The sequence below is a fragment of the Acinetobacter sp. T_3_1 genome (assembly GCF_025377055.1).
Taxonomy (GTDB): domain Bacteria; phylum Pseudomonadota; class Gammaproteobacteria; order Pseudomonadales; family Moraxellaceae; genus Acinetobacter; species Acinetobacter kookii.
Genome location: NZ_JACHVD010000033.1, coordinates 1 through 9194, shown reverse-complemented (window position 1 = coordinate 9194; position 9194 = coordinate 1). Strand labels below are relative to the sequence as shown.

The following is a 9194-nucleotide window of genomic DNA, read 5'->3' as shown; positions in this document are numbered from 1 at the left end:
TTATGGCAAGACATACAGGCCATGCCTGTCATTGGTGGGGGAAATTAACATGTTCGATCTTAAAAACATCTTAAAAAAACAGAGCGGAAAGATTTCCCAACCTCTATTGATTGGTTTGGCCATCGGTGCAACCGTACTCCTCAGTATTTTCTTAATCTTGTCGGGTAAGAATAAATCTGAAACATCAGATGAACATGCCGAGGAAGAAGGCGCAGAGGAACATGGAAGTGAAGAAGGCAAAGAGGAACATGGCGGTGAAACCGAAGAGCATGCAGAAGGCGTGAGCCTGACGGCCAAGCAACTGGTTGAACAAGGCATACAGTTATCAGCAGTCGATCAAGGTCCGGTGGTTAAATTAAGTTCTTATCCAGCAAAACTTAACGTGAATACCGACCAGCAAGCGCATGTCTCTNAAGGCATACAGTTATCAGCAGTCGATCAAGGTCCGGTGGTTAAATTAAGTTCTTATCCAGCAAAACTTAACGTGAATACCGACCAGCAAGCGCATGTCTCTCCGAGTTTTAGTGGTCATGTAGAAAATGTCTATGTAGAACTCGGCCAAAAAGTTCAGAAAGGACAGTCTTTGGCCACGTTGCTTGTTCCTGATTTAGTCGATCAGCAGGCCAATCTAAAAATTGAACAAACCAACCTTGAACTGGCGAAACAGGACTTCGAGCGTGAGCGTCAGCTGTGGTCACAAGGTATTTCAGCAAAACAGGACTATCAACGTGCTTACAACAGCTATAAACGGGCGCAAATTCAGGTTCAAGCGGCCCAATCACGTTTAAGTGCATGTGGTGCAGTGAATGCCAGTAACGGGCGCTATATTTTGAAAGCTCCCATTTCCGGCGTGATCAGTAAAAAGGATTTGGTGCTCGGAGAAAATGTTCAGTTAGCCGATCAGCTCTTTACCATAGACCGGTTAGATCAGCTCTGGCTTGAGTTTATTGTTCCAAATTCTGAAATTATGGGTTTAGCCCCGAATCAAAAGATCGAATTTAAATCCTTGCAAACTGAAAAGGTCTATCAGGCAGTTATCCAGACTTTAAATACTGAAGCGGATACTCAAACGGGTCGTCTTCAGGTTCGAGCAAAAGTTGAATCGAATGCAACCGAATTACGTCCAAACTTGATGGTAAACGTACTGCTGCAACAACAGAGTGAAAGTACCGCATTACGGGTGCTTAAGTCAGCAGTTCAGAATATCGATGGAAAGGATGTGGTTTTTGTCGCCACTCAACATGGACAGAAAGTTGAATTCAGTCCGCAGCCGGTGAAATTAGGTCAGTCATCTGGGGAGAGCCAGTGGATTGAAGTGGTAAATGGGCTTAATCAGGGACAAAAATATGCCGCTCAAGGTAGTTTCTTACTGAAATCTGAAATGGAAAAAGGAGAGGCTTCACATGGGCACTGAAAATTCTCAAATATCTAATAATGAGTCAATAAAGCCTGAAGGACTGTTTGATCGACTGATCCAGTTTTCAATTCATAATGCCATCTGGGTCATGCTGTTTATTGTGGCCTGGATTGGCGTAGGCATTTACAGCTATCAAAAGCTGCCGATTGATGCTGTACCAGATATTACCAATACTCAGGTGCAGATTAACACTTCAGCCAATGGTTTTACGGCTTTAGAAATGGAACAGCGGATTACATATCCAATCGAGAATGCCATGTCAGGCATGCCGAAAATGGAACAAACCCGTTCTATTTCACGCTACGGCTTATCGCAAGTGACCATCATTTTTGAAGATGGCACGGATATTTACTGGGCCAGACAGCTCATCAACCAGCGCTTGCAAGAAGCAATGGGAGAAATGCCTGAAGATGTGCAACCTAACATGTCACCTATTTCGACAGGTTTAGGTGAAATCTATCAATGGGTGATTAAAGCCGAACCAAATGCTAAAAAACCGGATGGGACCGCTTATTCGGCTATGGATTTACGTGAAATTCAGGATTGGATTGTAAGGCCACAATTACAGCGCGTAAAAGGCGTTGCGGAGATCAACAGCATTGGTGGCTTTAATAAAACCTATGTGGTTGCCCCGGATCTGAACCGATTGCAACAATTGCAAATTCCTTTGTCTGATTTACAAACTGCCTTAACAGAGAATAATGAAAACCGTGGTGCTGGCTATATTGAGAAAAATGGACAACAGCTAACGGTTCGTGTTCCCGGCACTTTAAACACGATTGAAGATATCCAGAACATCAGTATTGCCAATAAAAACGGCTATCCGATTCGGGTGGCAGATGTCGCCAATGTCTCAATTGGTCATGACTTGAGAACAGGGGCTGCAACCTATAATGGTGAAGAAACTGTATTGGGTATTGCCATGATGATGATGGGAGAAAATAGCCGTACCGTTGCTCAAGCCATTGATGAAAAGGTGCAATCGATCCAGCAATCGCTACCTAAAGGTGTGGTGATTGAGACTGTGTATGACCGTACGCATTTGGTTGATCGGGCGATCAAAACCGTTCAGAAAAATTTGATTGAGGGTGCAATCCTCGTCATTGTTATTTTATTTCTCTTTCTAGGTAATTTCCGTGCTGCGCTGATCACGGCTTGCGTTATTCCACTCTCAATGCTGTTTACCTTGACGGGAATGGCAGAACAGAAAATCAGTGCGAATCTGATGAGTTTGGGGGCATTGGACTTCGGTATCATTATTGATGGTGCAGTGGTTATTGTAGAAAACTGTATCCGGCGGCTAGCCGAAGCTCAGAAGCTGAAAGGTGGTTTGCTGAGCCGTTCTGAAAGATTTAGAGAAGTCTTCTTGGCTGCGAAACAGGCACGTCGCCCTCTCATTTTTGGACAGTTGATTATTTTGGTGGTTTATCTGCCCATCTTTACCTTAACCGGTGTAGAAGCCAAACTTTTCCATCCTATGGCAATGACTGTAGTACTGGCCTTAATTGGTGCCATGATTTTATCGGTCACTTTTGTGCCGGCCGCAGTTGCACTCTTTGTCACTGGAGAAGTTAAGGAAACCGAAAGTCGCTGGATGCATTGGCTTAAAACCAAATATGAAGTGCTGTTAGACAAGGCCTATGAACTGCGTTTATTTGTGACTATTGTGGCTGTCTGTATTTTAGTGCTTACGGGTGTGTTAGTCACTCAAACAGGCAGTGAATTTGCACCTCAACTGAGTGAAGGTGATTTTGCTGTTCAGCAAATGCGTTCTCCAAGTACAGGTTTAGAGCAATCATTACGAATACAGGAAAACACTGAAAAGTTACTGTTGAAAGAATTTCCTGAAGTTAAAGCGATCTTTGCCCGTACCGGTACAGCAGAAGTAGCCACAGATGTGATGCCACCCAACATTTCAGATGGCGTTGTACTGTTAAAACCTCATGATGAATGGCCTGATCCAAAACAAACGATTGATGAGCTTCGCCAAAGAATGATTACTTTCTTAGCGACATTGCCGGGAAATAACAGTGAGTTCTCGCAACCCATTGAACTGCGTTTTAACGAGTTAATTTCAGGGGTGCGAAGTGATGTGGGGGTCAAGTTATTTGGCGATGATATGGAGATTCTGAATCGCGAAGCGAATAAGATTTCTCAAAAAATTAACTCAATTTCAGGCGCGACAGCCGTTAATGTAGAACAGACCAGTGGCTTACCCTTGTTGAATGTAGAGGTGGATAAGTCCAGAGCTGCACAATATGGCTTGTCGGTAAGAGCAATTCAGGATCTGGTAGCTACAAGTGTCGGTGGCCAGAATGTTGGAACAATTTTACAGGGAGACAAGCGTTTTGATTTTGTCATCCGTCTAGATGAATCCCAGCGTAGTCCTGAACAGTTAGCGGTACTTCCTATTCAATTGCCGAATGGTGGTTTAGTCCAACTGCAAGATGTGGCACGCGTTGAAAATATCCTGGGTATTAATCAGGTCAGCCGTGAAAATGGTAAACGTCGAGTGGTTATTACTGCAAATGTAGAAGGACGTGATTTAGGCTCATTCGTAACAGAGCTTCAGAGCACGTTATCCAAACAGGAATTACCAAGCGGTTATTGGATAGATTATGGCGGTCAATTTCAAAATCTGATGTCTGCAAAAGCGCGTATGCAATTGGTGGTTCCGCTCGCATTGTTGACGATCTTTATTTTATTGATGGCTGTATTCCATAATATCAAAGAAAGCTTACTGGTCTTTAGTGGTGTACCGTTTGCCTTATGTGGAGGCTTAATCGCGTTGTGGTTGCGTGACATTCCATTATCCATGTCAGCAGGGGTTGGCTTCATTGCACTATCGGGGGTGGCTGTACTGAATGGCTTAGTCATGCTTACCTTTATCAAAGAGTTGCGACAACAATATGACCTTTATTATGCAACGTGGCAGGGTGCAATTTTGCGTCTTAGACCTGTGCTGATGACAGCTTGTGTGGCGTCCCTTGGGTTTGTCCCGATGGCTTTGGCAACCGGAACTGGGGCAGAAGTACAGAGACCTTTAGCAACAGTGGTTATTGGAGGAATTATCTCCTCTACCCTGCTTACATTGGTTTTATTGCCCGTACTGTACCGCTGGATGAATGAAAAGAAAGCTTCTTAATCCATTAGATTAAGCAATTTTTAGCAGAGATATTGAGCCTGTCTCAAGTATCTCTGCTAATCATGGATTGAATAAGGAAAATTTTATGTCAGAACATCATGATCATAGCCATGCGGTTGTTACTGAAGGAAATAGTAAGAAATTAATGTTTGCTTTGGGTTTAACGACTACTTTTTTAATAGTAGAAGTTGTCGCTGCTTTTATTACCCAAAGTTTAGCATTACTGTCTGATGCCGCTCACATGTTTACTGATGTAGCCGCATTAGCTATTGCTCTTGCTGCTATCAAAATTGGTAAAAAAGCCGCAGATGATAAAAGAACTTTTGGCTATCAGCGATTCGAAATTTTAGCGGCTCTGTTTAATGCAGTGATGCTTTTTGTGGTAGCAATATATATTGTATATGAAGCTTATCAACGTTTTACGAACCCTGCTGAAATTCAAAGTGTTGAAATGATGATTGTCGCGGTCATTGGTTTGGTCGTAAATTTGATTTCAATGAAAATCCTTTCTGCGAGTGCTGAAGGAAGTCTAAATGTGAAAGGCGCATATTTAGAAGTTCTTAGTGATGCTCTAGGATCGATAGGCGTGATTATCGGAGGAATAGTTATTTATTTTACCCAGTGGATGTGGGTTGATACCGTAATCGCTGTGTTAATTGGCTTCTGGGTCTTACCTCGAACTTGGATTTTATTAAAACAAAGTATTAATATTCTGCTTGAAGGAGTTCCTGATGAGATTGATATTGAGTCGTTAAGAAATGATTTATTGAAGCTAGAGGGCGTTGAAGGGATTCATCAGTTGAAAGTCTGGGCTATATCCTCAAAAAATATTCATTTAACTGCTCATTTGGTTGCTCCGAATAGCAATACAGATCAACTCTATCAAAAGGCCTTAGAAGTTCTAAAACATAATCATAGTATTACTGAAATTACGTTACAAATAGAAAGTAAGGAATGTAATACATTGGAACAGCATAAACATTAAAGTGCTGCTCTTTCTACATAATGGACAGATGACTAGGCTGATAAACCTTACCATTTTCCTGTATTACACTTCTATTTATCACACGCACTTTAAACACCATCCTGAGACATTTTAAAATTACAAGAATGTAATTTATGAGTCCTCTGGGTGTTAATTCTTTAAAGTTAGAATATCTAACAAGTATTAAATGAGAGTAAATAAACATGCTATTCAAAAATAAATTTTGTACTAAATTACTGTTAATTAGTGCATTCTTTAGTATCGCAAGTTTTAGTTATGCAGATGGCGGCTTGTTATTTCTTGAAAAGAATTTAAAAGCTTCTAAAGTTGAAAATTCTAAACAAAAACAAGTTAAAAAAAATGAATCAAATGAATCAAATGAATCAAATGAATCAAATGAATCAAATGAATCAAATGAATCAAATGAATCAAATGAATCAAATGAATCAAATGAATCAAATGAATCAAATGAATCAAATGAATCAAATGAATCAAATGAATCAAATGAATCAAATGAATCAAATGAATCAAATGAATCAAATGAATCAAATGAATCAAATGAATCAAATGAATCAAATGAATCAAATGAATCAAATGAATCAAATGAATCAAATGAATCAAATGAATCAAATGAATCAAATGAATCAAATGAATCAAATGAATCAAATGAATCAAATGAATCAAATGAATCAAATGAATCAAATGAATCAAATGAATCAAATGAATCAAATGAATCAAATGAATCAAATGAATCAAATGAATCAAATGAATCAAATGAATCAAATGAATCAAATGAATCAAATGAATCAAATGAATCAAATGAATCAAATGAATCAAATGAATCAAATGAATCAAATGAATCAAATGAATCAAATGAATCAAATGAATCAAATGAATCAAATGAATCAAATGAATCAAATGAATCAAATGAATCAAATGAATCAAATGAATCAAATGAATCAAATGAATCAAATGAATCAAATGAATCAAATGAATCAAATGAATCAAATGAATCAAATGAATCAAATGAATCAAATGAATCAAATGAATCAAATGAATCAAATGAATCAAATGAATCAAATGAATCAAATGAATCAAATGAATCAAATGAATCAAATGAATCAAATGAATCAAATGAATCAAATGAATCAAATGAATCAAATGAATCAAATGAATCAAATGAATCAAATGAATCAAATGAATCAAATGAATAGTTGGGTTGCATAAATAAATCAATTAGACTTATTCATTCAGCAATATAATTCCTGAATGAATAAGTTTATAACTAAAACCTATTACACCATTAGTTGAACTACATATAATTATAATATTAAAAATAAAGTATTTTTTTTAATCCCATTTCAATGGGTCATCTTTATATATCTCAATTTATGTTGTAAACATACAATGTAATTTCTAAATAAAAATATCCAATTTTTTTAAATCACTTCAGGATATAAAGCTTTAGCTATGCCAAAGCCAATTAAACCTGCTATGGCTAAATATAGGGCTTTCATGTACCACATGCCCCAAAGTACAGTTATTTTATTTGCTGAAAACTTATGTACTGGCTGACTTAAAAAATTGGTTGTTTGGTTAAATGACTTTTCAGATGCTTCAAGAGCATAATAATTTAATGCGGGGAACAAGCAAGCAACCAATAAAATAGCGATTGCGGGAAACACAAATGCTTTAGGCAGACTAAATTTTATTGCGAATTATAAAGCCGCACCTACACCAATAATGCCTAAAAAGGATTTAGTAAAGCTTGCAAAGTCTAAGCCAGTTGTGCCTGCACCTTTCCACATCAAAAAGCCTATGTGGGGCAGTAAAAAAGTTTCATACTAAGTATTAAAGTATCATACTGAGCAATAAATTCTCATACTAGATTGCTCAAAGGATTTATCTATGGCCTTACCTAAATACAATCTTGAATGGTGTCAAAACTATGCGAAACAGCATAAAGGAGAATGTCTTTCAAAAGAATATCTAGGTAGGACTGTTAAACTCCTATATAGATGTGAAAAAGGCCATGAATTTTATGCCACTCCTGCCGTTCATATACATAAAAAATCTTGGTGTAATGAATGTAGCAATAGAGATGTTGCACATACCTATGAATTTGTTAAGGAATTTATAGAAAGTAAAGGCGGTGTTTTATTTTCTACAGAATACATCAATGTACGTCAGAAGCTTGATGTGCAATGTGAAAAGAAGCATAAATGGAATCCTACTTTTCAAAACTTATTTCACAATAACTCATGGTGTCCAGTTTGTTCTGGTACAGGTAGGCGTACCTATGGCAAACGTGTAAGGGTCATAAGCTAGTATGAAACTTTATTACTCATAAATGTTTCATAGATTCATATCTAAAGTTCCAGTATGAACATTTATTGTTTTTTCAGTTTATATGCTTTCACATAAAATCAAAGGCTTGAGAGTAAGCCAATGTGATAATTTTTTACTCTCGTACAAAACCCTAATTACTGATCTTCTTTAGAACCAAAGAAAAACCAACTTCAAGTTGGTTTTTCTTTTTTAATCATCAGTGGCGACCTTAACACCATATCCAATTAAACCTGCAAGGCTAGCATAGGCTATTTTGGCATAAATCGAACCCCACCAGACCGTAATTTTACTGGCACCAAATTCCCGAACCGTTTGCCCCATAAAATTAGTGGTTTCATAGAAATTTTTAGCAGAATAACCTAACGCAATATGATCAAGGACAGGGAATAAACTAAAAGCTAAACCTACTGCTGCTGCGGGGAAAGTAAACTCTCTTGGTAGACCGAATTTTCCAGCAATAAATACAAGCGATACCACGATAATTAATCTGATGATAGTCCATAGCATCACTGTGAAAGGCAAGTTAAAGATGCCTGCTCCCTGCCACGCAAGACCGCAGACAACTAACACGATAAAGCCTACAACTATCAGGAATAATAAAAATTTATCATGATCATCTTTACTCATTAAAAAGTCCTTTATGGTTTGTTATTTTCACTTACTTATGCCAGGTGAAGTTAGATTCTAGGTGTATTTCTAGGGGTAGTATTAAGATTGCTTTGCAGCTTCATCTTGTGATTAGGAGCATTCAAATTTTCTTCCGGTGCAGTAATCTTTTGCTTCAATAACTGCTCACGGTACTCGCTATAAACTTCAGTTTTATTGCGGGCAGTAAAACGGTGTGCGCTCTGATCTTTAAACTCTGTGAAGTACCGATCTGAATACTTAACAGAAAGTTTTTCAAATGGAATCTCATATTCCATATCATTGATTCGAGCTTTAATCATTGGTTTATCTTTCACCTTGTAGGCATCAAGAACCTTTAATTCTGTTCCCTTCTCAAAGGTTTCTTTCTTAAAGAATCCAGTCTTGATCTGTAACCCTTCCTCAAGTTTGAGAAGCTCACCTTTTGCAATTTTCATACCTCTAATGCTACCGATCTCATCACCTAAAATAGATTTAGATTTAAGATTCGCACGAACCTCGGTAACAATTTCTTCCTTCGTGAATGTACGATTCGCTGAAGTTAAAGCATGTATCTTCGAGTTAATTCCGTATATCTCCCGCTTATCTTCAATATGGTGGCGGTGATCTTGAAGGGCACTGTTGCAAATAGAGATTTGAGTCGATGAAGTTCC

General features: G+C 38.0%; 6 protein-coding genes and 2 pseudogenes. 5 read left to right on the top strand and 3 right to left on the bottom strand.

Going from position 1 to position 9194, the window contains the following annotated elements; genetic code table 11:
• Window positions 1–49: 49 nt before the first annotated feature.
• The 4 genes and pseudogenes from H4I94_RS15705 to H4I94_RS15690 form a co-directional block, all read left to right on the top strand.
• Window positions 50–1414, top strand: a complete 1365-nt coding sequence (locus tag H4I94_RS15705) for an efflux RND transporter periplasmic adaptor subunit (RefSeq protein ID WP_261183683.1) — start codon at window positions 50–52, stop codon at window positions 1412–1414.
• Window positions 1404–4562, top strand: a complete 3159-nt coding sequence (locus H4I94_RS15700) for an efflux RND transporter permease subunit (protein ID WP_261183682.1) — start codon at window positions 1404–1406, stop codon at window positions 4560–4562. The genes H4I94_RS15705 and H4I94_RS15700 overlap by 11 nt, the downstream gene beginning before the upstream one ends.
• Window positions 4563–4647: 85 nt before the next feature.
• The gene (locus H4I94_RS15695; protein WP_261183681.1) at window positions 4648–5547 is read left to right on the top strand and encodes a cation diffusion facilitator family transporter; all 900 of its coding nucleotides are present in this window, start codon (window positions 4648–4650) and stop codon (window positions 5545–5547) included.
• A gap of 203 nt (window positions 5548–5750) precedes the next feature.
• Window positions 5751–5930, top strand: a pseudogene (locus H4I94_RS15690) (hypothetical protein); the annotation flags it as partial.
• Between the two features lie 1056 nt (window positions 5931–6986).
• Here the strand turns inward: H4I94_RS15690 and H4I94_RS15685 are convergent.
• Window positions 6987–7196: a hypothetical protein gene (locus H4I94_RS15685; protein WP_228127370.1), complete on the bottom strand. Its 210-nt coding sequence runs from the start codon at window positions 7194–7196 to the stop codon at window positions 6987–6989.
• Window positions 7197–7455: 259 nt separating this feature from the next.
• Here H4I94_RS15685 and H4I94_RS15680 point away from each other — a divergent pair, with 259 nt between their 5' ends.
• The gene (locus H4I94_RS15680) at window positions 7456–7875 is read left to right on the top strand and encodes a hypothetical protein (RefSeq protein ID WP_004281849.1); all 420 of its coding nucleotides are present in this window, start codon (window positions 7456–7458) and stop codon (window positions 7873–7875) included.
• Between the two features lie 210 nt (window positions 7876–8085).
• Here H4I94_RS15680 and H4I94_RS15675 read toward each other — a convergent pair whose 3' ends face one another.
• Together H4I94_RS15675 and H4I94_RS15670 are read right to left on the bottom strand one after the other, a co-directional pair.
• Window positions 8086–8523, bottom strand: a complete 438-nt coding sequence (locus tag H4I94_RS15675; RefSeq protein WP_261183680.1) for a hypothetical protein — start codon at window positions 8521–8523, stop codon at window positions 8086–8088.
• 50 nt (window positions 8524–8573) lie between these two features.
• Window positions 8574–9194: pseudogene (locus tag H4I94_RS15670) on the bottom strand (conjugal transfer protein TraA); the annotation flags it as partial.

Coding starts and splice junctions, on each gene's coding strand:
- H4I94_RS15700 (WP_261183682.1), top strand. CDS start 1,404: ATGGGCACTGAAAATTCTCAAATATCTAATAATGAGTCAATAAAGCCT.
- H4I94_RS15695 (WP_261183681.1), top strand. CDS start 4,648: ATGTCAGAACATCATGATCATAGCCATGCGGTTGTTACTGAAGGAAAT.
- H4I94_RS15680 (WP_004281849.1), top strand. CDS start 7,456: ATGGCCTTACCTAAATACAATCTTGAATGGTGTCAAAACTATGCGAAA.
- H4I94_RS15675 (WP_261183680.1), bottom strand. CDS start 8,523: ATGAGTAAAGATGATCATGATAAATTTTTATTATTCCTGATAGTTGTA.